Source organism: Rhizobium laguerreae (assembly GCF_002008165.1).
In the GTDB taxonomy this organism is placed as follows: domain Bacteria; phylum Pseudomonadota; class Alphaproteobacteria; order Rhizobiales; family Rhizobiaceae; genus Rhizobium; species Rhizobium laguerreae.
On sequence record NZ_MRDM01000029.1, the window covers coordinates 132,608 to 155,717 of the forward strand.

22 protein-coding genes are annotated in these 23,110 nt (G+C 63.0%); 17 read left to right on the plus strand and 5 right to left on the minus strand.

Going from position 1 to position 23,110, the window contains the following annotated elements:
- Positions 1 to 66 precede the first annotated feature (66 nt).
- Positions 67 to 1,062, minus strand: coding sequence for a plasmid partitioning protein RepB (repB, locus tag BS630_RS27950; protein WP_077979980.1), 996 nt, complete (start codon positions 1,060 to 1,062; stop codon positions 67 to 69).
- Positions 1,059 to 2,255: a plasmid partitioning protein RepA gene (gene repA / locus BS630_RS27955; protein WP_077979981.1), complete on the minus strand. Its 1,197-nt coding sequence runs from the start codon at positions 2,253 to 2,255 to the stop codon at positions 1,059 to 1,061. Before repA ends, repB begins: the two co-directional genes overlap by 4 nt.
- A gap of 203 nt (positions 2,256 to 2,458) precedes the next feature.
- Between repA and cobF the strand changes: the two genes are divergently transcribed.
- From cobF to BS630_RS27980, 5 genes are all read left to right on the plus strand, one after another.
- Entirely contained in the window at positions 2,459 to 3,223 is a 765-nt protein-coding gene (gene cobF, locus BS630_RS27960; protein WP_077979982.1) for a precorrin-6A synthase (deacetylating), read from the plus strand.
- Between the two features lie 73 nt (positions 3,224 to 3,296).
- Complete coding sequence (gene cobG, locus BS630_RS27965; protein ID WP_077979983.1) at positions 3,297 to 4,679, plus strand: precorrin-3B synthase; 1,383 nt, start codon at positions 3,297 to 3,299, stop codon at positions 4,677 to 4,679.
- Between the two features lie 2 nt (positions 4,680 to 4,681).
- Complete coding sequence (locus BS630_RS27970; RefSeq protein ID WP_077979984.1) at positions 4,682 to 5,314, plus strand: precorrin-8X methylmutase; 633 nt, start codon at positions 4,682 to 4,684, stop codon at positions 5,312 to 5,314.
- Positions 5,311 to 6,042, plus strand: a complete 732-nt coding sequence (locus tag BS630_RS27975; RefSeq protein WP_077979985.1) for a precorrin-2 C(20)-methyltransferase — start codon at positions 5,311 to 5,313, stop codon at positions 6,040 to 6,042. Before BS630_RS27970 ends, BS630_RS27975 begins: the two co-directional genes overlap by 4 nt.
- A complete protein-coding gene (locus tag BS630_RS27980; protein WP_077979986.1) occupies positions 6,039 to 6,803 on the plus strand; it encodes a precorrin-3B C(17)-methyltransferase in 765 nt (254 codons plus the stop codon). Before BS630_RS27975 ends, BS630_RS27980 begins: the two co-directional genes overlap by 4 nt.
- Here BS630_RS27980 and BS630_RS27985 read toward each other — a convergent pair.
- Complete coding sequence (locus BS630_RS27985; RefSeq protein WP_077979987.1) at positions 6,767 to 7,537, minus strand: cobalt-precorrin-6A reductase; 771 nt, start codon at positions 7,535 to 7,537, stop codon at positions 6,767 to 6,769. The genes BS630_RS27980 and BS630_RS27985 overlap by 37 nt on opposite strands.
- On the opposite strand from BS630_RS27985, the gene cbiE reads away from it, so the two are divergent.
- Together cbiE and cobM are read left to right on the plus strand one after the other, a co-directional pair.
- Positions 7,536 to 8,768 (plus strand): precorrin-6y C5,15-methyltransferase (decarboxylating) subunit CbiE, encoded by a 1,233-nt coding sequence (cbiE, locus tag BS630_RS27990; RefSeq protein ID WP_077979988.1) that lies wholly within the window; start codon positions 7,536 to 7,538, stop codon positions 8,766 to 8,768. The genes BS630_RS27985 and cbiE overlap by 2 nt on opposite strands.
- 4 nt (positions 8,769 to 8,772) lie before the next feature.
- The gene (gene cobM / locus BS630_RS27995; protein ID WP_077979989.1) at positions 8,773 to 9,531 is read left to right on the plus strand and encodes a precorrin-4 C(11)-methyltransferase; all 759 of its coding nucleotides are present in this window, start codon (positions 8,773 to 8,775) and stop codon (positions 9,529 to 9,531) included.
- 99 nt (positions 9,532 to 9,630) lie between these two features.
- Here cobM and BS630_RS28000 read toward each other — a convergent pair whose 3' ends face one another.
- Positions 9,631 to 10,443 (minus strand): TIM barrel protein, encoded by an 813-nt coding sequence (locus BS630_RS28000; RefSeq protein ID WP_077979990.1) that lies wholly within the window; start codon positions 10,441 to 10,443, stop codon positions 9,631 to 9,633.
- Positions 10,444 to 10,604: 161 nt separating this feature from the next.
- The gene (locus tag BS630_RS28005; protein WP_077979991.1) at positions 10,605 to 11,633 is read right to left on the minus strand and encodes a LacI family DNA-binding transcriptional regulator; all 1,029 of its coding nucleotides are present in this window, start codon (positions 11,631 to 11,633) and stop codon (positions 10,605 to 10,607) included.
- A 131-nt stretch (positions 11,634 to 11,764) separates the two neighbouring features.
- Here BS630_RS28005 and BS630_RS28010 point away from each other — a divergent pair, with 131 nt between their 5' ends.
- The 10 genes from BS630_RS28010 (at position 11,765) to BS630_RS28055 (ending at position 23,091) form a co-directional block, all read left to right on the plus strand.
- Positions 11,765 to 12,853: a fatty acid desaturase family protein gene (locus tag BS630_RS28010; protein ID WP_077979992.1), complete on the plus strand. Its 1,089-nt coding sequence runs from the start codon at positions 11,765 to 11,767 to the stop codon at positions 12,851 to 12,853.
- 21 nt (positions 12,854 to 12,874) lie between these two features.
- Positions 12,875 to 13,189, plus strand: a complete 315-nt coding sequence (locus tag BS630_RS28015) for a MocE family 2Fe-2S type ferredoxin (RefSeq protein ID WP_003548266.1) — start codon at positions 12,875 to 12,877, stop codon at positions 13,187 to 13,189.
- A 10-nt stretch (positions 13,190 to 13,199) separates the two neighbouring features.
- On the plus strand, positions 13,200 to 14,426 hold the full coding sequence (locus tag BS630_RS28020) for an NAD(P)/FAD-dependent oxidoreductase (RefSeq protein ID WP_077979993.1): 1,227 nt from the start codon (positions 13,200 to 13,202) through the stop codon (positions 14,424 to 14,426).
- Between the two features lie 25 nt (positions 14,427 to 14,451).
- A complete protein-coding gene (locus BS630_RS28025) occupies positions 14,452 to 15,267 on the plus strand; it encodes a 3-methyl-2-oxobutanoate hydroxymethyltransferase (protein ID WP_183594601.1) in 816 nt (271 codons plus the stop codon).
- Between the two features lie 29 nt (positions 15,268 to 15,296).
- The gene (locus BS630_RS28030) at positions 15,297 to 16,295 is read left to right on the plus strand and encodes an NUDIX hydrolase (RefSeq protein WP_170268855.1); all 999 of its coding nucleotides are present in this window, start codon (positions 15,297 to 15,299) and stop codon (positions 16,293 to 16,295) included.
- Between the two features lie 69 nt (positions 16,296 to 16,364).
- Entirely contained in the window at positions 16,365 to 17,336 is a 972-nt protein-coding gene (gene nadA / locus BS630_RS28035; RefSeq protein ID WP_077979996.1) for a quinolinate synthase NadA, read from the plus strand.
- Positions 17,333 to 18,874, plus strand: a complete 1,542-nt coding sequence (locus tag BS630_RS28040; protein WP_077979997.1) for an L-aspartate oxidase — start codon at positions 17,333 to 17,335, stop codon at positions 18,872 to 18,874. Before nadA ends, BS630_RS28040 begins: the two co-directional genes overlap by 4 nt.
- On the plus strand, positions 18,852 to 19,775 hold the full coding sequence (gene nadC, locus BS630_RS28045; RefSeq protein ID WP_170268856.1) for a carboxylating nicotinate-nucleotide diphosphorylase: 924 nt from the start codon (positions 18,852 to 18,854) through the stop codon (positions 19,773 to 19,775). The genes BS630_RS28040 and nadC overlap by 23 nt, the downstream gene beginning before the upstream one ends.
- Before the next feature lie 243 nt (positions 19,776 to 20,018).
- Entirely contained in the window at positions 20,019 to 20,879 is an 861-nt protein-coding gene (locus BS630_RS28050) for an NmrA family NAD(P)-binding protein (protein ID WP_077979999.1), read from the plus strand.
- Between the two features lie 220 nt (positions 20,880 to 21,099).
- Positions 21,100 to 23,091, plus strand: a complete 1,992-nt coding sequence (locus tag BS630_RS28055; protein WP_131640642.1) for an AfsR/SARP family transcriptional regulator — start codon at positions 21,100 to 21,102, stop codon at positions 23,089 to 23,091.
- The last annotated feature ends 19 nt before the right edge of the window (positions 23,092 to 23,110 follow it).

Sequence of the window (23,110 nt, forward strand, 5' to 3'; positions counted from 1 at the left end):
CAGATTGTCCAGATATGAGAAAGGCTTCCGCGACGGCAACGTTCGGAGGCTTTTTTCTTTTGCGGCCTACTCTCCTGCTTGCAACTTGCCGGCCCGATAGGCTTCGTAAAGCTCATCGAGACGGCGTGAAATGTAAGCGCCGAAATCCGGCGCGTCGCCGGTCTTCAACGCGATCGTGAAGGAATTGCCGGCGCTCTTGATTCGACCGGCAATCTTGCCGCCGCTCTTCGGCTTCCAGTCAAATTCCGTGGTTTCCGGCTTTGCCTCTTTCTTGGCGAGCTCGGCGACCAAAAGCTCAAATCGGCGGTCGCTCTCTTCCGCCATGAAACTTCCCGAGGCAATGAGCTTCGCGAGCCGGGCGGCCGTCATCCCATTCCAGTCCTGGGCAAGCGCCATCCACCGCCGTCGCCCGATGCCGGGTGCGGCTCCAACCGCCCTGACCATCTCGGCGGGAATGGCTTTTGCGACGGATATCAGCTTCGAGAGCTCGGTCTTGTCGGTTGACAGCGCCTTCATGATGACCGGGCGCTCAAAGCCCTTGAGCTCGAGATTGAGGGCAAAAACCGCGCGTTCGATATAGGAAAGGTTGCGACGCGCCGAATTCTCGATGCCCTGCGCGATGACGACATCGGTATCGTCGAGCTTACGGACGATCGCCTGCACCTTGAGGCCGAGCAGCTTGACCGCCTGCAGGCGGCGATGCCCGTATGCGATCTGGTAGCGGTCAGCATCATTCGGATGGCGGCGAACGAGGATCGGCACTTCCTGGCCGTTCTCGGCAATCGACTGCACCAGCTCGTCTTCGATATCGAGGGGCTGGTCGACAAGGCGGTCACGGACGAAGGAGGAATCAATCAGATCGGGATCAAGCTCGACGATGCGTTCACCGGAGAGCAAGGCCTCCTGCATCGCCCTGCTCTCTTCCTCCATGCGGCCAAGGGTCAGCGCCATCGTGCGAACCGGCCCGGCGGATCCGCGCGAGGATGGTTCTTCGTAGTTGGCCGCGGCCAACTCCTGCGCCGTATCGTCGAAAAGACCTTTCAGGCGATCGCGTCTGCTCATGCTCGACCCCAGGCTTTGTGAATACCGGCGAGAACCTCCCCGTTGGCGGCATTGACCGATTCCAGCGCCCGGTCATAGGTCGAGCGGCGCACCTGCCCCTTCTCGATCTCGTAGAGCGTCTGCTTGGTCAGGCCGACATCGGCAATCGCCGTCGATTTGAGAATGGTCGCCGTCAATACGTCGTCACTGAAGAGGCCGCGCAACAGCGCGACGATCTGCGACTGCGGCGCATCGAAGGGTTCGTGACGCGTGACGACATATTTGATGAAATCATGCTGCAGGTCGCCGCCGGCCTTGCGTACGACGGAAAGCAGATCCGACGTCATCAGCAGGAACTGCGACATGGACGCGACGTCGACCATCTGCGGATGAATGGTGATGAGCAGCGATGTTGCTGCGCAGACAGCGCCAAGCGTCAGGTAACCGAGCTGCGGCGGGCAGTCGATCACCACGATGTCATAATCGGCCTCGACCTCGGCAATGGCGATGCCAACGCGACGGAAGAACAGCTCGCCGGGTCGCTGCCGGTCGTTCAGTGCCCGTGGCGTCTCATGCTCGAACTCCATCAGTTCGAGATTGCCCGGCACCAGATCCAGCCCGTCGAAATAGGTCTTGCGGACGATCTCCTTCAGCGGCTTGCGGCCCTCATCATAGCGAATTGCGCCGTAGAGCGTATCGCCCTCGGAAAGATCGAATTCGGGCTGAACGCCGAGCATGGAGGAGAGCGAAGCCTGCGGATCGAGATCGATGGCAAGCACTCGGTAACCCGCCAGTGCCAGATACTGCGCCAGATAGAGCGTTGTCGTGGTCTTGGCCGAACCGCCCTTGAAATTGGTGACGGCAACCGTCTGCAGCTTCTCGCCAGGGCGACGCCACGGCTGATAGGAAAGCGCGTCCTTCGGCTTGAGCTTGGCCAAATATTGGCGCAATTCGTTGATCTGGCCGAGCGTGTAGGAACGCCGGCCATTCTGGGCAAGATCCGGCTGCGGTCCCTTGCCATCCAGCGAAAGCTGGCGAAGATAGCCGTCCGAGACGCCGATCATCTGGGCCGCCTCCCCGGAGGAGAATGTTCGTAGCGTCTTTTGCGAGAGCGGCGGAAACAGCTTGTCGCGGAGGAGCTTCAGTTGCCGCGAAAGCTGGTTCGCATGCCGCTCGATCCGTACATCTGTCGTCGATACGCTAATGTTGTCCAAAACACCCAATCCTTTTCGATGCGCTTTTCTGTCAACTTAGCGTCAAAAAGCGTATCGAAAGTGACACGATTCGGGATTTGCAGCAACAACAGGGCTTAGATGCCACCCACAGGCCCGGTTGGCCGCGGCCAACTCCCTATTCGGCCCTTGCGACGAGCGGGCTTTTTCGGCAAGACCGCCAGGACTCAACGGGGAGTATCCGCTTGAAGCATATCCATATCATCGGCATCGGCACGGGCAACCCGGAGCACCTGACCATACAGGCGATCAACGCAATGAACGCGGTCGACGTGGTCTTCCTGCCGGTCAAGATCGCCGGAAAGGAAGAACTCGCCGAAATCCGGCGGGATATCTGCCAACGCTATATCACACGGCCGGCCGGCAGGATTTCAGAATTCGCGGTGCCGCAAAGGCAGACGGCAGACAAGACCTATGTGCAGAGCGTCGACGCCTGGCACGGTGAGATCGCCCGCATCTATGGAGAACTGATCTCCGGTCTCCCGCATGATGGCAGCGGCGCCTTTCTCGTCTGGGGAGATCCCAGTCTCTACGACAGCACGATCCGCATCATCGAACGCGTGCGCCGGGAAAGCAGCGTGGATTTCGACTACAGCGTCATTCCCGGCATCACCAGCATCCAGGCGCTGGCGGCCAGCCACAGAATCCCGGTCAACCTCGTCGGCAAACCGATCGAAATCACCACAGGGCGCAGGCTGGCGCAGGACGGGCTTTTGACCGACAGCACCGTCGTCATGCTTGACGGCGAACAGGCTTTTGCCAAGATCGACGATCCCGACGCCGAGATCTTCTGGGGCGCCTATCTCGGCACCAAGGACGAGATCGTCAAATCAGGACGACTTGGCGACATCGCCACCGACATTCTGAGACTCAGGGCCGAGGCCAGGCAGCGGCATGGCTGGATCATGGACATCTATCTCCTGCGCAAGGGACGGGATTTCGACGAATAGCCAGTCCGAAGCCTTTCCAGCATGCTTTGCCGGCCCGGCTGCGATCATGTAAGAAGTGGCCAGAGGATCGAGAATGAGCATTAAGGCCGCAAAGGCGAGCGACAGGACAGGGGAGGCGGATCTGCACGATCGCCCGGCGGCGGAGATGCGTAGGCGCGGCGCCTGCCCCGCCCTTGCCGCACCCATGCCGACCGGCGACGGTTTGCTGGTACGGCTGCGGCCTGCCGGCGGCGCGTTGACGCCGTCGCAGTTCGCAAGCCTCGCCCGCTCCGCCGCGGCCCATGGAAACGGCATTCTCGAAATCACCGCCCGCGGCAGTCTGCAGATCCGAGGCCTTCGGGCCGAGACCGTCGGACAGCTCGCTGCCGATATCGATGTCGCCGGAATCACCGTGCCGGACGGGCCGGTGATCGAGACATCGCCGCTGTACGGCATCGACCCGGAAGAGATAAGCGATCCGGCCGCGATGGAAATGGCCTTGCGCAGCATGCTCCACGATCAGCTTGCGTCGCCGCGGCTCGCGCCAAAACTCTCGCTCGTCGTCGACGGTGGCGGATCATTCGGCTTGTCGGCACTGTCGGCCGATATCCGTATCGTCGCGCAATCCCCCGAAGATTGGCTTGTCGCGACCAATGGCGACGGTGAAACCGCAACGCCGGTCGCGATCGGTCCCGCGGAGACGGCGATGTCGGCCGTCGGCGAAATCCTGAGCTTGTTGGTGACCCTCGGGCAGGGCAGACGGGCAAGGGATATCGATCCGGCGCTTCTGCGGGCGCGTTTTCCCGCGATGGATGACGTTCGATCCATTGCTTCACGCGGGGGAGGGATGCCGCTTGCCGGCTCGCACAGGCTTGAGGACGGCAAAACCATACTCGGCGTCAGGCCGGAATTCGGGCAGATGAGATCGTCCGATCTGGTCGCTTTGCTCGATCTCGCAAAGGCCCGTGGCGCTACAGCCATCCGGCTTGCGCCCGGTCGCGGTTTTTTCGTCATCGGGCTCTCCGCCGATACAGTGCCGGCTATGCAGGTGGCCGCCGCCGGACTTGGCTTCAGCACCCAGCCCGGCGAGAATACCGAGCATATTGCCGCCTGTGCCGGCGCCGGCGCCTGCGGCTCCGCTTTCTACGAGACCCGAACTCTGGCGCGGCGCCTCATTGCCGTAGCACCTGCCCTTTTCGACGGTTCGCTGACACTGCATCTGTCCGGCTGTCCTAAGGGCTGCGCTCATGCGCGGCCGGCGCTGACCCTGACGGGCTCGGCGGAGGGTTATGGCCTCATCCTCAATGGGCTTGCCGCGGATCTGCCGGATGAACGGATCTCTGGCGGTCGGATCGATTTCGCTATAGAGAGGCTCGCCCGGACCATCGAAGACAACAAAGACGCTGGCGAATCGACCGCCGCCTGCCTTACACGGCTTGGCGCAACCGGCGTTTCGAAGGCGCTGCGACAGGAATAGGAATGCCAGACTACGATTATATCCGCAGCGGCGATGCGATCTACGAGCGTTCCTTTGCGATTATCCGTGCCGAGGCCGATCTTTCGCGCTTCACCGACGATCAAGCCGAAATCGCCGTGCGCATGATCCACGCCTGCGGGCTGGTCGAGGCGGCGGAGCATTTTGTCTTTTCCGCCGATTTCGTCAGCGCAGCGCGCGGCGCGCTGAAGGGTGGCGCACCGATCTTCTGCGATGCGGAGATGGTATCCCAGGGCGTGACCCGGGCGCGGCTACCGACGCAGAATGAGGTGATCTGCACGCTGCGCGATCCCGCGACACCGGAGCTTGCGCGCGAGACCGGCAATACGCGCTCGGCCGCCGCCATGCATCTCTGGCTCGATCGGCTCGGTGGAAGCGTTGTCGCGATCGGCAATGCACCGACAGCGCTCTTCCATCTGCTCGAACTACTGCGCGACGGCGCCCCGAAACCCGCGGCGATCCTCGGCATGCCCGTGGGCTTCGTCGGCGCGGCGGAATCGAAGGATGCATTGGCGGGAAATTCCTACGGCGTACCATTTGCCATCGTCCGCGGCCGGCTCGGCGGCAGCGCCATGACGGCAGCCGCCATCAATGCATTGGCGAGGCCGGGCCTATGACGACAAGCGGCCGTCTCATCGGCGTCGGCACGGGTCCGGGCGATCCGGAGCTCCTTACCCTCAAAGCCGTGCGCGCCATCGAAGGCGCTGATGTGATCGCCTATTTCGCCAAGCAGGGCAGGGGCGGCAACGGCAAGGCGATCGTCGAGCCGCTGCTGAAAACCGGAGTGACGCTGCTGCCGCTCTATTATCCCGTGACGACCGAAATCGACAAGAACGACGAACGCTATCAGAGGCTCATCACCCAATTCTACGATCTGTCTGCCAAAGCTGTTGCCGGGCATCTCGATGCCGGGCTGAGCGTCGCCGTTCTCAGCGAAGGTGATCCGCTCTTCTACGGCTCCTATATGCACCTGCATGTCAGGCTTTCCCAACGCTACCCGACGGAAGTGATCCCGGGCATCAGCGCCATGTCGGGCTGCTGGTCGCTGGCGGGCATGCCGATCGTCCAGGGCGACGACGTGCTTACCGTACTGCCCGGTACGATGGTCGAGACCGAGCTGACGCGGCGACTTGCCGATACACAAGCCGCCGTCATCATGAAGGTGGGCCGTAATCTGCCGAAGATCCGCCGGGCGCTGGCGGCCGCCGGCCGGCTTGCGGAAGCCGTCTATGTCGAACGCGGCACCATGGCGAATGCGGCGATGGAAATGCTTGCCGACAGGACCGACGGCGATGCGCCGTATTTTTCGCTCGTGCTGGTGCCGGGCTGGGAGGGCAGCCGATGAGCGGCAGGCTTTACGTGATCGGCACCGGTCCCGGCAACCCCGAGCAGATGACGCCGGAGGCGCTGGCCGCCGTCGATGCGGCGACGGATTTCTTCGGCTACGGACCATATCTCGACAGGCTGGAGCTCCGCCACGATCAACTGCGGCATGCCTCGGACAATCGCGAGGAGCTCGACAGGGCAGGGGCAGCGCTCGCCATGGCGGCGGATGGCGCCAAGGTCTGCGTCGTCTCCGGCGGCGACCCCGGCGTCTTCGCCATGGCGGCCGCGGTCTGCGAAGCAATCGAGAACGGGCCGGCCGCCTGGCGCGCGGTCGATCTCATCATCCTGCCCGGCATCACGGCGATGCTGGCAGTGGCGGCAAGAGCAGGCGCTCCACTTGGCCATGATTTCTGCGCCATATCGCTGTCTGACAATCTAAAGCCTTGGAATATAATAGAAAACCGTCTTGCATTGGCGGCAAAGGCAGGTTTTGTCATCGCGCTTTATAATCCGATCAGCCGGGCGCGGCCCTGGCAGCTCGGCGAAGCCTTTAAGCTGTTGCGCGACCATCTGCCTGCAGCAACACCGGTTATTTTCGGGCGGGCGGCCGGGCGGCCGGACGAACGCATCGCCGTCCAGCAGCTGGCGCAGGCAGATGCGTCGATTGCCGATATGGCGACCTGCATCATCATCGGCTCGGCCGAGACACGCATCGTCACGCGGCCGGGCAGATTGGACCTCGTCTATACGCCGCGCTTCATGGCGGGGGGAAACAGGTGATCGATCGCCGCCAGCGCCGCCTCGACAGTGTCGACAGCCTTGACCGTGGAGGCCGGCGCGCGCGTTACCATCATCACCTCGATACCGAGCAGGCGGGCTGCCTCGATCTTTGCATAGGTGGCGGCACCGCCACTGTTCTTGGCGACGATGGCGTCGATGTCGTGCTGCCTCAGCAGATCGCATTCACCGTCCAGCGTGAACGGACCCCGATCGAGGACATAGTCGACATTATCAAGCACAAGCGGTGGTTCGACGGGATCGACGCTGCGAACGAGGTAGTGATGTTGCGGCGCAGCTTCCGCATGATGCGCACCTTGCCGGCCCGTCGCCAGAAAGACATGGCGGGGGGAGGGGCCGAGCGCTTCGATGGCCTCCGCAATACTCTGCACCTCCCGCCAGCGATCGCCCGGAAGTCGTTGCCATTCGGGACGGCGCAAAGCGATCGTGGCAATGCCGGCGGTCTCGGCCGCGAAAGGGGCATTGGCCGAAATGCGCTCGGCGAAGGGATGCGTGGCGTCGATCAACAGGTCATATCCGCCGGCCTTCAGGAAATCGGCAAGTGCGGCAGCACCGCCGAAACCGCCGATGCGAACCGGAACAGGCTGCGTGGCCGGTTTTTCGGTGCGGCCGGCAAGCGACAGCAGAACATCGCATTCATCCCGCGCCGCCAGCGCCTCGGCCAGCAGCCGCGCCTCGCTGGTGCCGCCGAGGATCAAGATGCGGGGTCTTACCATGTCTGATGTCTCTCCTGCTTCCGGCCAGCGCTGGCTGACTATTATCGGCATCGGCGAAGATGGTCCAGAAGGGCTGGGCGAGGAGGCAAAGAGGCTGATTGCGACCGCACCCGCCGTCTTCGGCGGCGCGCGGCACCACGCGCTTGCCGCGTCGCTGATCACAGGCGAAAGGTTTTCCTGGCAGAGCCCGTTCGAGCGCTCGGTCGAGGCTATCCTCGAAAGGCGCGGCACGCCTGTTGTCGTGCTTGCCTCTGGCGATCCCTTCCTCTATGGCGTCGGCGCAACGCTCTCCCGCTACGTGGCGGCGGACGAGATGCGCACCATCCCCGCACCCTCGGCCTTCAGCCTTGCCGCCTCCCGCCTTGGCTGGCCGCTGCAGGACGTCGCGACGATTTCGCTGCATGGACGGCCGATCGATCTGATCCGGCCGCATCTGCACGCCGGACGGCGCATCATCGCGCTGACCTCGGACGAGAAGGGGCCCGGCGATCTGGCTGCCCTGCTGACTGCTGGCGGATTCGGTCAGTCAAGGCTTACCGTGCTTGAGGCGCTTGGCGGCGTTCGGGAACGGCAGAGAAGTGCCCCCGCGACGGATTTCAACCTGCTGGACATCGATCCGCTGAACGTCTGCGCACTCGATATCGCGGCAGGGGAGGGGGCTCGCATCCTGCCTTTTGCCGCGGGGCTCGAAGACGAGCTGTTCGAGCACGACGGACAGATCACCAAACGCGAAATCCGGGCGATGACGCTTTCGGCGCTCGCGCCGCGTCACGACGAACTGCTCTGGGATATCGGCGCGGGCTCGGGCTCGATCGGCATCGAATGGATGCTGGTCGATCCCAGCCTGAAGGCAATCGCCGTCGAACAGTCGCCGGAACGGGCCGCACGTATCGCCCGCAACGCGTCCGCCTTCGGCGTGCCGCATCTCGCCGTCATTGAAGGTATGGCGCCCGATGCGCTGAATGGCCTCTCGGCGCCGGATGTGATCTTCCTCGGCGGCGGCGGTAGCGAGCCTGGTGTTATCGATGCTGCGATTGCCGCGCTGAAGCGGGGAGGGCGGCTCGTCTCCAATGCCGTGACGCTGGAAATGGAAGCGGTGCTGCTCGCCGAACATGGCAAACGCGGCGGCCTTCTCACGCGGATCGAAATATCGCGCGCCCAACCCGTCGGCGGCATGACCGGCTGGCGCCCGGCAATGCCGGTAACGCAGTGGCGCTGGACGAAAGGATGACGAGATGACGGTGCATTTCATCGGCGCGGGGCCAGGTGCTGCGGATCTGATCACGGTGCGTGGCCGCGATCTGATCACCCAATGCCCTATCTGCCTTTATGCCGGCTCGATCGTCTCGCCCGAACTGCTGCAATATTGTCCGCCGGGTGCGCGTATCGTCGATACGGCGTCGATGTCGCTCGACGAAATCGAGGCGGAATATCTTCGCGCCGCGGCCGCCGGCCAGGATGTCGCCCGGCTGCATTCCGGCGATCTCTCGGTCTGGAGTGCGGTCGCCGAGCAGGTGCGCCGGCTTCAAAAGCATGGCATAGACTATACGATGACGCCTGGTGTTCCAGCCTTTGCCGCTGCGGCCTCGGCGCTCGGCCGAGAGCTGACGATCCCGGCCGTAGCCCAAAGCCTGGTGCTCACCCGCGTATCCGGCCGCGCGTCACCGATGCCGAACGACGAGACCCTGGCGAAGTTCGGCGCGACGGGCGCCACGCTGGCGATCCATCTGGCAATCCACGCGCTGAAGCAAGTGGTCGAAGAGTTGACACCGCTTTACGGCGACGACTGCCCGGTCGCCATCGTCGTCAAGGCCTCCTGGCCGGACGAGCGCATTCTGCGCGGCACGCTTGCCGATATCGAAGCAAAGGTTGCGGCCGAACCGATCGAACGCACAGCGATCATATTCGTCGGCCCCTCGTTGGCAGTGGAAGATTTCCGCGAAAGCTCGCTCTATGATCCGGCCTATCAGCGCCGGTTCAGAGGCAGGGAGTAACCTCAGGCGATTGGCCGCGCCAGCGCGGCCAATCGTGACAATCGTCCCCCGCCCAGCACCGACACCAATGGCGGCATCAGGCGACGTTTCGCTCAGGTCTCAAACCCGCGCGCTGAGGTAATCCATGCTGGCACTAAGCGCACCGGCCGGGTCCTTGACTGCATGAACTTCCGCTGCAAAGGGTTCAAAGGAGAATGCACCCTTATAACCCTCCAGCAGCAGCGCCCTGATCTGCCTGGCATTATCGATCCGGTCGTCGCCGTCCACGAGCACGCGATGGGAATCGCGCATATCGGCAACGGAAACGGAAGGATCGCTGACGCCGGAAATGTGCACGAGGCCGGTCAGTTGCGGAAAGGTCGGGGCTTCGCCAGCAAGATGATGGTGGAAGGTATCGTGGACGAGCCTGAAGGTCGATTCCGCGCCGAGCTCGCTAATTGCGTCGGCCGCCTCGGTCTTCGAGCGCAGCGAGCAGATCTCGAAACCGAGCGGCTCGACGAGACCGAGAATACCGGCTTCCTCGAGCATCGGCTTCAGCGCGGCCAGAGACTGGCGGAGATTGGCCTGCCGTTCGCCATCGGCGCAGCCCGTGCCGTCGTTCTTCGGAACGAGGACGAGCGCCTTGGCGCCGGACGCACCGGCATAATCGATCAGTTCCTGCGCTTCGGCGGCCCGGGTCGCGTTCCACTCATTGAAGCGCTGCAGGGCGTTGATCGAGATGATCGTCACCCCATGGCGGGCGGCCGCTTGCCTGATCACCTCGGGTTTGGTGCCGTCAAGGATGGCATTGCCGGAAAGGTCGTTGCGGATCTCGACGGCATCGATGCCGAGCGATCTGGCCAGCGCGAAAAAATCGTCGATGGCAAGCGACGGTGCGGCCATATGGTTGAGCGCAAAGCGGATCGAAGTCATGATCGGTATCTCCTCCTGATCTCCGCATCAGGGCGGAGCAGTCCTCGTGAATGGGTCCGCGAATCTCTATCGGAATTCACGTCGCAATCCATCCGTCATCGCCGGCGCCCGCTTTCATTGCTGAGAGAATTTCGAACGGAATGATGGAATTCCATCATTGCTTAGATGTTCTCCGAAATATGGATATCGAAAGGCAGGAAGAGCTGCCCGGGAACAGCCGTTTCGCCGTTTTCGATGGCGCCCGTCATCAGGATCATCAATTCCTTGCAGAGGGCGGGCAGGGGGGTGCCGATCGCCATGGCGACGATATCGTCGGCAAGACCTGCTTTGCTGTCGGGCGTCAGCTCGTTGACCACCAGGACGATTTTGCCGCCGACGCCTTCTTCGCGGAACGCCGAGATCGCCCCTTCCATGCCGCCGCCGCAGACATAGAGGCCGACGAGATCGGGATGCTTCTGCAGCAGCGTCAACGTCGCCTCATGGGTGATCTCGGGGGTGTCCAGATTGATCAGCGTGTCGACGACATCGAACTCAGGCGCATTCTCGCGAAAATAGGAGCGGAAGCCGATTTCCCGCAGCTCATGTCCGTGGAACCGGTGGCTGCCGACGAAACAGGCGATCTTGCCAGGCCCGCGTGTGGTGCGCGCGATCGTCCAGGCGGCGGTGCGCCCGACCTTGCGGTTGTTGACGCCGACATAGGCATTGCGCACGCCCGAGGCGAAATCGGAAAGCAGCGAGAAGACCGGTATCCCTTTGTCCTTCAGTTCTTCGATGGCGGTCGTGACCGCAGGGTAATCGGGGGCAACGAGCGCAACGGCCTGGTTGCGGGCACCGAGCGCCTTCAGCTTCTCGACGATCGCTGCCGGTGTCGAGGCCGAGGGAAAGTCGATCTGCGTCTGGATGCGCGCGCTCGTGACCGCGCGTGCTGCGGTTTCGATCTCACGCACGAAGCTCTGATAGAAGGGTTGCATCGGCTTCTGCAGCAGGAAGGCAAGCCTGTATTGCGGCAGATCCTCGAAGACGCGCTGTTTGATCAGCCCGACAGCGTGATAGCCGATCGACTGTGCTGCATCATAGACCCGTCGCGCCGTTTCCTCGCGCACGCGGTGGCGGGCGTTGAGAACGCGGTCGACGGTGGCAACGCTGACGCCGGAGGCGCGGGCGAGATCGGAGATAGTGGGGCGGCGCATTGGCGTTCCTGATGGATTCGATCATGAATGCAAGCCAATCATGATGGCTTTTGATAGATTATATCAAGCCTGCATTGAGCGCTTTCCAAAGTCAACCTATTGTCCCAGTCAAGGGCAACGGGAGGCGGATCATGGTGACCCAGACGAAGAAACGTGACTACGACCTTCTTGGCGAAAGCGGCCGCACCGCCGTCGAGACGGGGCTGGCGGCCGCCGAATGGTATCACACCGACGTTGCGCGCAAGGAGATGAAGGCGCTGATGCAGCGCTCCGACGCGCCGGCGATCCGTGACACGATCATCTGGCTCGGCAGCATGATGGTCCTTGCCGGGCTCGGCATTTATTTCTGGGGCTCATTGATCGCGCTGCCCTTCTTCCTCGCCTATGGCGTGCTCTACGGCTCGGCCTCCGACAGTCGTTGGCACGAATGCGGCCATGGCACCGCCTTCAAGACTCGCTGGATGAATGACGTGGTCTACCAGATCGCCTGCTTCATGATCATGCGCAATCCGGTGACCTGGCGCTGGAGCCATGCGCGCCACCACACCGATACGGTGATCGTCGGCCGCGATCCCGAGATCGCCGTGATGCGGCCGCCTGATCTGTTGCGGCTGGTGCTTAATTTCTTCGGCATCCTCGACGTCTGGTATGCGGTCGTCGACATGCTGCGCAATGCTTTCGGCGGCGTCAGCGCGGCGGAAAAGACTTTCATCCCGGAGATGGAGCAGCCGAAGGCGATCCGCATCGCCCGCATCTGGTTGGCAATCTATCTGGCCACGATCGCAGCCGCGATCGTCATGGGTTCGATCCTGCCGCTGATGCTGATCGGCCTGCCGCGCCTCTACGGCGCCTGGCACCATGTGCTGACCGGACTGCTGCAGCATGGCGGCCTTGCCGACAACGTCATCGATCACCGGCTGAACAGCCGCACGGTCTATATGAACCCCATCAGCCGGTTCATCTACTGGAACATGAACTACCACGTCGAACATCACATGTTTCCGATGGTGCCATATCACGCGCTGCCCCGGCTGCACGCGATGATCAAGCACGACCTGCCGGCGCCGAACCCGTCGATCTGGTCCGGCTATCGCGAGATGATACCGGCTTTCCTGCGCCAGCTGCGCAATGAGGATTATTTCCTGAAGCGCGAACTGCCGGCCACCGCACGGCCCTATCGCGAGGAATTCCACAACGAGCTGGCCCCGGCCGCGCAATAAAGACAATCGAGGGAGGACAAGATGAGCGGAAATTGGATCCAGGTCTGCGACAAGGACGAGATCGACGAAGAGGATGTCATCCGCTTCGATCACGACGGGCGCACTTTCGCGGTCTACCGCAGCCCGGACGATGAGTTCTTCGCGACCGACGGGCTCTGCACGCATGAACATATCCATCTCGCCGACGGGCTTGTCATGGATGAAATCATCGAATGTCCGAAGCATAATGGCCGCTTCAACTACAAGACGGGCGAAGCCAAGGGTGCGCCGGTCTGCGTCAATCTCAAGACCTATCCCGTCAAGATCGAAGACGGTGCCGTCTTCATCTCGCTCTGAGGGGACAGGCATGGTTCATTTCGTCATCCTGGGCGCTGGCGAATGCGGTGCGCGCGCTGCCTTCGCCTTGCGGGAAAAGGGCTTTGCCGGCGAGATAACGCTGGTTGGCGCCGAGCCGCTTCCGCCCTATGAACGGCCGCCGCTTTCGAAGGCCGGCCCCGCCGATGCAAGCGATCCGAAATTCATCGCCGCGGCGGAAAAATATATCGAAAACGGCATCCGGCTGCTGACCGGCGTGGAGGCCAGAGATTTCGATCCCTCATCCAGGATCGTCACGCTTTCGGACGGTACCGTGCTTTCCTACGACAAGCTTCTGCTTGCGACGGGTGCCGCCGCGCGGTCGTTCCCCGGCGCGGCGCGGGGCAGCCCGCATATTCGCGCGCTGAGGACGCATCACGATGCGGCGGCGCTGCGCGAAGCAATGAAGCCTGGACAGCATATCGCCATTATCGGCGGCGGGTTCATCGGACTGGAACTTGCGGCAACGGCGCGGCTGCTTGGCGCCGAGGTCACCGTCATCGAAGGGCTGGAACGCGTGCTGAAGCGTGGCGTGCCGGAAGAGATCGCCCTTATGCTCACCGAGCGCCATCGCGCTGAAGGCGTCGATATCCGCTGCGGCGTCTCCATCGAGGCGCTGATCGAGGAAAGCGGAAAAGCCCTGATCCGATTGTCGACCGGCGAGGTGATCGAAGCCGATCTCGTCCTTGTCGGCATCGGTGCACGGCCGAATGTCGAGATCGCCGAAAGAGCGGGCCTCACCATCGACAACGGCATTGCCGTCGACACCTATCTCCAGACCTCCGCACCGGATGTCTTTGCGGCCGGCGATTGCTGCTCCTTTCCGCTGTCGATCTATGGCGGCCGGCGGGTGCGGCTCGAATCCTGGCGCAATGCCCAGGAGCAGGGCACATTGGCCGCGGCCAACATGCTCGGCCTCAACGAGGCCGTTTCGGCCGTGCCGTGGTTCTGGTCGGATCAATACGACATGACGCTGCAGATATCAGGCCTTGCCGAAGGGGCTATCACGCATCAGCGCCGCGAACTCGGCGCAGGCGCCTTCATTCTCTTCCATCTCGACGCCGGCGGACGATTGATCGCTGCAAGCGGCATCGGGCCGGGCAATGCGGTAGCACGCGACATCAGGCTCGCCGAAATGCTGATCGCAGCGCGCGCCCATCCGAACCCGGCAGCACTCGCGGCCAGCGACATCAAGCTGAAATCCCTGCTGGCCGCCTGAGCTGCCGATATTTTCAAAGGAATTGATGATGAAAAAACATAGACGCGCAACCGTCGCCGATCTGCTTTCGGAAAAAGGCAAGCGCCAGCTCACCATGCTGCGCGTCACCTCGCTGGAGGAGGCGGAAGCCGCCGAAAAGGCGGGGATCGACATCGTCTCCGTGCCGCCCTCGCTGCTCGGCCCCGTCTTTCGCGAAGCCGCCCCCACTCCCTTTGCCATTCCGGGGCTCGAATATGGCGACCATGTCTCGGCCGAGGATTATCTGCGTGCTGCCTTCGCGGCACTGAAGGCCGGCGGCGACGCGGTCTATTGCGCCGCAAGTCTGCAGACGATCCGGCGCATGCGGGACGAGGGCATCCCCGTCTGCGGCCATCTCGGACTGATCCCTTCGAAGGCGACCTGGACCGGCGGCTTCCGCGCCGTCGGCAAGACGGCGGCGAGTGCGGCCGAAATCTGGCGGCAGACCAAGGCGCTGGAAGAGGCCGGCGCCTTCGCCGCCGAAATCGAAGTCGTCCCAGGGGAGGTCGCTGCCGCGATCAGCAGCAACACCTCGATGCTGATGATCTCCATGGGGGCAGGCAGTGGCTGCGACGCCCAATATCTCTTCGCCGACGACGTGCTCGGCGCCAATCGCGGCCACTATCCGCGCCATGCCAAGGTCTATCGCGACTTTGCCGCCGAACACGATCGGCTGCAGCGCGAGCGCATCGCCGCCTTCATGGAATTTGCCGAGGATGTCCGGACCGGCACCTATCCGGAAAAGCGCCATCTCGTCGGTATCGACGACGCGGAACTGGAGGTCTTCATGCAGCGGCTGAAAAGCGGGACGGGCAATAGCTGAGAGCAACCGCGCGCTATTGCTTCGATGATGTGGGAAGCGCCGCAAAGGCGCTTCCTCTCCATTGGCTTCCGTGCCGGCCTGTGTCAGGAATTATCCGTTCGATTCATTCGGAACGGAGTATTCGGTCCCCTGTGACGATCGGGTTTGCGCATGCGGAATTGATTGCGGTGCTCGTCGCGGTGACGGGGGACGAGCCGCGCGTGATGACAATCCGTTCCGGCAATGCGTTGCCGTCGGGGCCTTTCGAGATGGGGCATCGAACCCTGCAATCGGGCCTGCGCGAATGGGTGCAGGAGCAGACGGAACATCCCGTCGGCTATCTCGAACAGCTCTATACCTTCGCCGACCGCGACCGGAACAACGACATTCCAGGTGGGCGGACGATCTCGATCAGCTATCTCGGCCTCGTCAACGAGCAGTCCGGCGCCGGCCGGCCGGGATGGCACGGCTGGTACGAATATTTCCCCTGGGAAGACCATCGGCAGGGCCGACCCGTCGTGCTTGACGAGATCATGGCGCGCCTAAGGAGCTGGGCCGATGCCGATCCGGCAAGGCGCGACCATCGCCACCGCCGGGCGGATTTCACCTTCGGCCTCGACGGCGGCGGCTGGAACGAGGATCTGGCCCTGCAGCGCTACGAACTGCTTTACGAGGCGGGGCTCGTCTCGGAAGCCGGATGCGGGGCGGAGGCCAATCTCGGTCGGGCAATGTTTGCCGATCATCGCCGTATTCTGGCAACCGGGATTGCCCGGCTGCGCGCGAAGATCAAATACCGCCCCGTCGTCTTCGAGCTGATGCCGGAGTGTTTTACCCTGTTGAGGCTCCAGCGCACCATCGAAGCCTTGGCCGGGTTGACGCTGCACAAGCAGAACTTCCGCCGCCTCATCGAACAGCAGGATCTCGTCGAGGAAACCGGCGGAACCGAAAGCGAAACCGGCGGCCGGCCGGCCAAGCTTTTCCGCTTTCGCCACACCGTGCTCGAAGAACGAGCGCTGGCAGGAACGAAATTACCGCTCGCCCGCAATTGACATATGCTCATCGTGAGAATATCTCTTTGCCTAGGATATGCTCAAAGAGAGCATAATTAGGAGCCGGTCATGAACCACCCTGTTTCCGCATCCTCGCTCTACGAGCGCGTCAGCCGCGTCATTCCCAAAGCCGAATGGATGACGTTCGAAAATGACGTCGACGCGATCCTCGAGCTCAAGCGCCGCCGCAACGCCGTCATTCTCGCGCACAACTATCAGACACCGGAAATCTTCCACGGCGTGGCCGATATCGTCGGCGACAGCCTGGCGCTGGCCCGCAAAGCAATCGAGGTCGATGCCGATGTCATCGTGCTTGCCGGCGTGCATTTCATGGCCGAGACCGCCAAGCTGCTGAACCCCGAGAAAACCGTGCTGATCCCCGATCTCGGCGCCGGCTGTTCGCTGGCGGATTCGATCACGCCCGAGGATATCGCGCTGCTGCGCCAGGCTCATCCCGGCGTGCCCATCGTCACCTATGTCAACACCTCGGCCGCGGTAAAGGCTGCCTCCGACATCTGCTGCACCTCGGGCAATGCCAAGCAGGTGGTTGAATCGCTCGGCGTGCCGAAGGTGCTGATGATCCCGGACGAATATCTGGCGCGCAATGTCGCCCGCGAGACTGATGTCGAGATCATCGCCTGGCACGGCCATTGCGAGGTGCATGAACTCTTCACCGCCGAGGACGTTCGCCAGCTGCGCGAAAACCATCCGGGCGTCACCGTGCTCGCCCATCCCGAATGCCCGCCCGAGGTGGTGGCCGAAGCCGATTTCGCCGGCTCCACCGCTGTCATGTCGGATTATGTCGGCAGCCAGAAACCGGCGCGCGTCGTGCTGCTTACCGAATGCTCGATGAGCGACAATGTCGCCGTGCACCATCCCGATGTCGAATTCATTCGTCCCTGCAATCTCTGCCCGCATATGAAGCGGATCACGCTGGCCAATATCCGCGCGGCACTCGAGGAAAACCGCCACGAGGTCATCGTCGATCCGGCGATCGCGGTGGCCGCGCGGCGCGCCGTCGAGAGGATGCTGGCGATATGACCGAGATTCTCGAGCAGCTATCAGGACGCACGGTGATCGTCGGCAGCGGCCTTGCCGGGTTGATGACCGCGCTGACAATGGCGCCAGAACCTTCCGTCATCGTCACCCGCGCGGCCCTTGGCGCGGAGACGTCGAGCGCCTGGGCGCAGGGAGGCATTGCCGCCAGCGTCGGTGCCGACGATAGCGCGACGCTACATCTTGCCGATACGCTTGCGGCCGGCGACGGGCTCTGCGATCCGGCCATTGCCGCCGGCATCATCGCCGAGTCCCCGGCGGCGATCGCCGCGCTGGAACAAGCCGGCGTCCGTTTCGACCGGAATGCCGCGGGCGACCTGTCGCTCGGGCTGGAGGCTGCGCATAATCGCCGCCGCATCGTCCATGCCGAAGGCGACGGCTCGGGTGCGGCTATCATCGCCGCGCTGATCGAGGCGGTGATGAAAACACCAGCTATATCGGTGCTCGAAGGTTTCGAGGCACGGCGGATTGTGATGGACGGCGAGCAGGTCGCCGGCCTGCTCTGCGCGACCGCGAATGGCGCCGTCATTCTGCCGACATCAAGGGTGGTGCTCGCCACCGGCGGCGTCGGCGGACTTTACGACGCGACCACCAATCCGATGGGCAATTTCGGCCAGGGGATCGCGCTCGCAGCTAGGGCCGGTGCCGCGCTCGCCGATATGGAATTCGTCCAGTTCCATCCGACCGCACTCGATTCACGCCGCCGGCCGCTGGCGCTGATCAGCGAGGCGGTGCGCGGGGAGGGGGCTTTGCTCGTCAACGAACGAGGCGAGCGGTTCATGGTCCGCATATCAGGCGCCGAACTTGCACCGCGCGACGTGGTGGCGCGTGCCATCAGCGCCGAAATCGCCCGCGGCGGCAGGGTCTTCCTCGATGCCCGCGCTGCTCTCGGCAGCCGCTTTGCCGCTCGCTTTCCTGTCATCTCGAGCCTTTGCGGCGAGGCCGGCATAGATCCGGCGAAAGACCTCATTCCTGTGCGCCCGGCCGTTCACTATCACATGGGCGGCGTCGCCACGGATGCAAATGGCCGCAGCTCGGTTCCCGGTCTCTGGGTCGCCGGAGAGGCGGCCTCGACCGGCCTGCACGGCGCAAACCGGCTTGCCAGCAATTCGCTGCTGGAAGCGGCTGTCATGGGCATGCGGGCGGCACGCGACATTTCAGGCATGCCGGCGAGTGGTGCCGGCACCATCTCCGCCGGGAGTCTCCCGGCGCCGGCCGATGCGTCATTCGTGCGGCCGATCGTCTCGCGCCATCTCGGCGTGCTGCGCAATGCCGGCGCCATTCATGGCGCGATCGCCGCACTGCTGCCGCTTGCCGAAGGCAACGGCCCTGCCGCCGATCCGGCTATCGTCGCGCTGCTGATCGCCGTCTTTGCCAGCCTGCGGATGGAATCGCGCGGTGCCCATGCCCGCACCGACTTTCCGCTGAAGCTCGCCAACGCCAACCGGCGCCAGATGTGCCTTTCGGATGCTCTGGAGATCGCCCGCGCGACACCGCCCTATGCCCTTGCAAGGAGTGCCTGAGATGAGCCTCGTTCCCCTTCCGCGCCTGATCGTCGAGCCGCTGGTGCGGGCGGCCCTTCTCGAAGATCTGGGTCTTGCCGGTGATATCACCTCGGCCTCCGTCATCCCTCGCGATCACCGTTCGACGGTGGTGATGGCGGCCCGTCAGCCGGGCGTGATCGCCGGTCTCGATGCCGCCGAACTCGCCTTCACCCTCGTCGATCCGGAGATCGTCATGCGCCGTCATCTCCAGGACGGCGACGCGGTCAAGCCTGGCGACGTGATCGCCACCATCGAAGGCCCGTCGCGCGGCCTGCTGAGCGCCGAGCGCACCGCGCTGAATTTCCTCGGCCATCTCTCAGGTATTGCAACTGTGACGGCAGGGATCGCCGCCGCCATTCGCAGCACCAAGGCATCAGTTGCCTGCACGCGCAAAACGACGCCGGGGCTGAGGGCGCTGGAAAAATATGCCGTGCAGGCCGGCGGCGGCATGAACCACCGTTTCGCGCTTTATGACGCGGTCCTGATCAAGGATAATCATGTCGCCATCGCCGGCGGCGTCGCTGAAGCGATCCGCCGGGCGCGGGCCGGCGTCGGCCATATGGTGAAGATCGAGGTCGAAGTGGATACCCTCGATCAGCTGCGCGAAGCGATGGAGACCGGCGTCGACGCCGTGCTGCTCGACAACATGACGCCCGATCAGCTGCGCGAAGCCGTCGCCATCGTCGCCAGCCGGGCCATCACCGAAGCGTCCGGCCGCGTCACGCCGACAACGGCCGCCGCAATCGCCGCTTCCGGTGTCGACCTCATCTCCGTCGGCTGGCTGACGCACAGCGCGCCGGTGCTGGATATCGGGCTTGATTTCGTCGAGGCCGCGGCCGCAACGGAGATTAGCCCGAAACGGATTGCACACGTTCTGTAATCCCTCAGAGTCCGCCCGACAATTCATGAAGCGCGGGCAAATGCGTCTGACGAGGGTCCATGATGAATGCGGCGCAAAGGAAGGCTTTGGCGGAGTTGATGGTCACTTCCGGGTCTTTCCTAAGCACGCGGTCGGGCTGATCCAGCGAAGAAGCGCTCCGCGTCGGTGAACTGCGTCTGCAACGAAAGGAACCTTTGAAACGGCGAGGGGTTATGCGCCACATCACTGCTGGAGACATGGCCAATGTACATCGTTGTTGGCGGGACGGGCCGCGTCGGCTCCGCCGTGGCGCAGACGCTGCTAGACGAAGGCGAAGCCGTCACGGTCGTCACTCGAAATTCTGACAAAGCCGGTGCATGGCGACAGCGCGGCGCGGAGGTCGCCGTCGTCGACGTCCACGACGTGACGTCGCTGCGTGAGGTGTTCGGTTATGGGAAGCGGGCCTTCTTACTAAACCCGAACGCTGACATATCGAGCGATACGGATCGGGAGGAACGCGAGACTGTGCGCTGCCTGCTCGAGGCGATCGAAGGATCTGGACTGGAGAAGGTGGTGGCGGAATCAACCATGGGAGCGCAACCGGGCGAGAAATGCGGCGATCTCAACGTCCTTTACGAACTGGAAGTGGGCCTAAGGAACCAGCCGATTCCTGCCAGTGTCATCCGCGCAGCCTACTACTATAGTAACTGGGATACGATGATGGGAGCCGTCACGAAGGACGGGGTGCTAGCGACCATGCTCCCTGCAGACCTCTCGCTCCCAATGGTCGCGCCGGAGGATCTAGGAAAGGTGGCGGCGCGGCTTCTGCAGGAGCCGATCGAACCGATCGGCATACACCACGTCGAGGGGCCGAAACGGTACTCCCCCAACGATGTCGCCGCAGCCTTCGCCGCCGCCCTCGGCCGGGCCGTTCGCGTCGACGTGATCCCGCGCGAAAACTGGGAAGACGTATTCCGCAGTTTGGGCTTCTCCGACGCGGCGGCTCACTCATATGCAAGGATGACGGCTCTCACCGTCGATGGTCCCGAATATCCCGAGGATCCAATTCGAGGATTGATCTCGCTCCAGACCTATATAGGTAAGCTTGTTCGCAACCCATCCTGACGCGTCCCACTCGACCCCATTCTCGACGGGCTCTCAGGCTTATTTCACGGCGTAAATAACCTGCCCCACAGAACGCAACCGGCACCTGTCAAAGTGTTGGCCAAGCATTTCCTGCCTAAGCGGCACGCGAAAATGCAATTATTCGATGAAAATTCTTCTTTTTAAAGCAAAACCGCTATGCGTCGGGCTCTTATGGCTCTAACATGTTTTTGATTGGCCGGTGCGCTTGCGCGCCTTGGCTTTCAGGGGTGAGAACCGAGATGCAACGGACATCCGGCAGATGCTGACGAACAGGCTATGCCTGCTCGGAAGACCGCGATTGCTGGCGGCGGGGAAGGAACTCCCCTTGCCGGAGAAGTCTTATTTTCTCCTCGCCATGCTCGCCGCCGAACCCAATTTCGAACTCGACCGCGAAACCGTCAGGCGGCAGCTCTGGCAATCGGAGCTGCCGGAAAAGCGGGCCGGAAGCCTGCGCCAGCTGCTGGCACGCATCGAACAGAGCATTCCCGCCGGCCTTCCACCGCTGCTTGCCGCGACCCGAACCCATATCGGCCTTGCCGATGGCTGGGAAGTCGACGTTCATATCCTGAAACAGAAAGGGCCGCTCGCGCCCGAAGACGGCGACCTGCTGAACGGCGAATTGCTCGAAGGCGTCAAATCGCCGACGCAGGGCGCCGAGGACTGGCTGACCTTTGAGCGCCAACGGGTCGACGAGTTGCGCTCCGCCCATCTCGCCCGGCTGGTCGAGACATCGGAAGACAGATCGGATGAAGATCAGGTCACGCTTGCCAGGCGCCTGCTGGAACTCGATTCTGCCAGTGAGACGGCCTATCGCGCCTTGATGCGCACCTATGTCAGGATGAACGATCCGGCAGCGGCGCGTCAGGCCTATCTGAAGTGTAAGAGCCAGCTAAAAGACGACTTCGACACCGAGCCGGAAGAAAGCACCACCGCTCTTGCCCGCGAACTGAACCTGGTGCCGGCAGCACAGGCGACGTCGGGACATCCTCAGTCGGCGCCTAACCTTTCCGTCGGTCCGCTTGGTCAGCCGCGTATCATCATCCTGCCGCCAGAAAGCATCTTCACCGACCCGCTGATGGAGCGCGTCGGCAGGGCCCTTCTCGAAGACGTCACCATCGGCCTCAGCCAGCAGCGCGGCTTCAAGGTGATCGCGGCGCATACGAGCCTGGAAATCCTCAGCCGTTCGATCGATCCGTCGCGTGCCGTGCCCGGTCCGCTCGACCTCAGCTTCGACTATGCGGTCTACGTCACCATCCAGGGCCGCGACGAGGATGTCTATGCGACCTGCCGGCTGACGCGGACGACGACTTCGGAGGTGATCTGGGCCATCGAACTGCCGCTGGTCATGCAGAAGATCAGCGAATCCTTCGCGCATCTGACGCGGCGGATCGTCTCCTCGCTCGCCGACACGATCGAGCGCCACGAACTGGCGATACCGATCGGTGAGGCGCCGCCGTCCGCCTACCGTCTCTACCTGGAAGGCAAGCGGCTGATTGCCCAGACAGACCTGCAGCATCTGCGCCAGGCGCGCAAATGGTTCAAATCCTCGCTCAATCGTTATGAACATTTCTCCGCCGCCCATGCCGGCATGTCGCGCGCGCTCGGCATGGAATGGCTGATCCGCGGCATGCGGGACAAGGAACTGCTCGACGAGGCGAACGGTGCTGCCCGGCAGGCGCAGCAGTCCGACCCGAACAGCGGCCGGGCCTACCGCGAACTCGGCTTCGTGGCGCTTTATCGGCGCCGCTTCGACGAAAGCCTGGAATATTTTCAGCAAGCCCAGGATCTCAATCCCAATGATGCCGACATCCTGGCCGACTATGCCGACGCGCTATGCCACTATGGCGACTTCGACAGAGCGCTGGAGCTGAACAAGGCTGCCTTCAGGCTCAATCCCCTGCCGCCAGACTATTACTACTGGAATCTCGGCGGCATTCACTTCGACCGCGAAGAATACGAAAAGACGATCGAGGCGCTTGAGCCAGTGAGATCCAAGCAGGCAACGGCCCGCTTGCTCGCCGCCGCTCATGCCATGGCAGGCAACGTGAAGAAGGCCCACACATACGCCAAGGTCGTTTTGGAAAATTTCCCGGATTTCCGCAGCGAGGATATCCGCCATTTCGTTCCTGATCGCGATTCTCGCTATACGGAATCGCTGATTCACGGCCTGCATCTGGCCGGACTTCCCTGATCCGTCGCCTTTTAAATAA

Excerpts from the sequence above, each read along its gene's own strand:
- BS630_RS28025 (WP_183594601.1), top strand. The coding sequence starts at position 14,452 with ATGATGAAAAAACATAGACGCGCAACCGTCGCCGATCTGCTTTCGGAA.
- BS630_RS28005 (WP_077979991.1), bottom strand. The coding sequence starts at position 11,633 with ATGCGCCGCCCCACTATCTCCGATCTCGCCCGCGCCTCCGGCGTCAGC.
- BS630_RS28020 (WP_077979993.1), top strand. The coding sequence starts at position 13,200 with ATGGTTCATTTCGTCATCCTGGGCGCTGGCGAATGCGGTGCGCGCGCT.
- BS630_RS27970 (WP_077979984.1), top strand. The coding sequence starts at position 4,682 with ATGCCAGACTACGATTATATCCGCAGCGGCGATGCGATCTACGAGCGT.
- BS630_RS28040 (WP_077979997.1), top strand. The coding sequence starts at position 17,333 with ATGACCGAGATTCTCGAGCAGCTATCAGGACGCACGGTGATCGTCGGC.
- cobG (WP_077979983.1), top strand. The coding sequence starts at position 3,297 with ATGAGCATTAAGGCCGCAAAGGCGAGCGACAGGACAGGGGAGGCGGAT.
- nadA (WP_077979996.1), top strand. The coding sequence starts at position 16,365 with ATGAACCACCCTGTTTCCGCATCCTCGCTCTACGAGCGCGTCAGCCGC.
- BS630_RS27980 (WP_077979986.1), top strand. The coding sequence starts at position 6,039 with ATGAGCGGCAGGCTTTACGTGATCGGCACCGGTCCCGGCAACCCCGAG.
- repB (WP_077979980.1), bottom strand. The coding sequence starts at position 1,062 with ATGAGCAGACGCGATCGCCTGAAAGGTCTTTTCGACGATACGGCGCAG.
- cbiE (WP_077979988.1), top strand. The coding sequence starts at position 7,536 with ATGTCTGATGTCTCTCCTGCTTCCGGCCAGCGCTGGCTGACTATTATC.
- BS630_RS28000 (WP_077979990.1), bottom strand. The coding sequence starts at position 10,443 with ATGACTTCGATCCGCTTTGCGCTCAACCATATGGCCGCACCGTCGCTT.
- BS630_RS28015 (WP_003548266.1), top strand. The coding sequence starts at position 12,875 with ATGAGCGGAAATTGGATCCAGGTCTGCGACAAGGACGAGATCGACGAA.
- nadC (WP_170268856.1), top strand. The coding sequence starts at position 18,852 with ATGCCCTTGCAAGGAGTGCCTGAGATGAGCCTCGTTCCCCTTCCGCGC.
- BS630_RS28050 (WP_077979999.1), top strand. The coding sequence starts at position 20,019 with ATGTACATCGTTGTTGGCGGGACGGGCCGCGTCGGCTCCGCCGTGGCG.
- BS630_RS28010 (WP_077979992.1), top strand. The coding sequence starts at position 11,765 with ATGGTGACCCAGACGAAGAAACGTGACTACGACCTTCTTGGCGAAAGC.
- BS630_RS27975 (WP_077979985.1), top strand. The coding sequence starts at position 5,311 with ATGACGACAAGCGGCCGTCTCATCGGCGTCGGCACGGGTCCGGGCGAT.
- cobM (WP_077979989.1), top strand. The coding sequence starts at position 8,773 with ATGACGGTGCATTTCATCGGCGCGGGGCCAGGTGCTGCGGATCTGATC.
- BS630_RS27985 (WP_077979987.1), bottom strand. The coding sequence starts at position 7,537 with ATGGTAAGACCCCGCATCTTGATCCTCGGCGGCACCAGCGAGGCGCGG.